This window comes from Arthrobacter silviterrae (genome assembly GCF_011045165.1).
Taxonomy (GTDB): Bacteria; Actinomycetota; Actinomycetes; order Actinomycetales; family Micrococcaceae; genus Specibacter; species Specibacter silviterrae.
The window spans coordinates 1-964 of sequence record NZ_JAAKZI010000093.1 but is presented as its reverse complement, the minus strand read 5'-3'; the positions used below and the strand labels follow the sequence as shown (position 1 = coordinate 964).

Genomic DNA, 964 nt, shown 5'->3' with positions numbered 1-964 from the left:
CCGGACCTACGACGCGCGCCGCACCCCCGCCCAGCGGATCAAAGACACCGGGATCATGCTCGAACCCCAACGCCGGCACATGGACGAGCTCTACGACATACTCGACCTGGCCGGGCAGACGAACAGGATCAACGAGATCCAGCAACACCTCATCCACCTGGCCGCCGCCAAGACCAACTCCCAATCACCCCACGCAGCATGATACTTACGCGAGCACAATGGACGAGGCCCGCAGGAACCATTTCGCGAGCATCTTGACATGGGAAAGCATGGCCCACGAGCCACCAGAATCCCCGGAAAATCAAGGAACTACCAAACCAGCCATCACGCAATATCCGGAGTCCTGGGATTGCAGTGGGGCAATTAACCCACCCTTACATTGTTCAGGTATCCCGAGGTGCTGGCGGGCGCCCCTCCGCTGTTCGCAACCCAAATTGAACCGAGCCCTGAAGATCCCCATGGAATCATCATGGTGTAGCCAGCAGCGTAGAAGACATCATCCAGTGACCATTCGATTAGTCGAAATTGATTCTGTCCAACCTTAGGGCCATATGTCATCATTCCTACACTTTGCGGATATTCATCAAATCGAGTATTTAGGCTACGTATCCACATGGCATTGCACGCGAGTGAATAGCGCGCTTCATACCGTGCTCCCGGGATGGATGCGTATGCGTATCCGATGGTGTATGCGTCTGCTCCACAACCATAAATTTCGGGATTTTTGTTATAACAGGTTGAATTTCGGCAACCCACGGCGGCACTAGCTGAAGGTGCAGCCAACACACCCCCGCAGATAAATGTCGCCATGATCAGAACTGTCGTTGCACATCGCTTTAGTGGTTTGAGATTCATCTAAATATTCCTTTATCGAAGAGGCACGCGCAAGTTTGATGTTTGACAAGGTCATTGACAACGGGAACGGAGGAATATTCACAACCTGACAGTTATTTCAATCACATCT

General features: G+C 52.5%; 2 protein-coding genes. One reads left to right on the top strand and one right to left on the bottom strand.

The genetic code is table 11. The features are described 5' to 3' along the window. On the top strand, positions 1–202 hold a 202-nt coding region (locus G6N77_RS19545), incomplete at its 5' end, for a hypothetical protein (protein ID WP_165183838.1). A 161-nt stretch (positions 203–363) separates the two neighbouring features. Here the strand turns inward: G6N77_RS19545 and G6N77_RS19540 are convergent. Next, a complete protein-coding gene (locus G6N77_RS19540; protein WP_165183837.1) occupies positions 364–855 on the bottom strand; it encodes a hypothetical protein in 492 nt (163 codons plus the stop codon). Positions 856–964 lie beyond the last annotated feature (109 nt).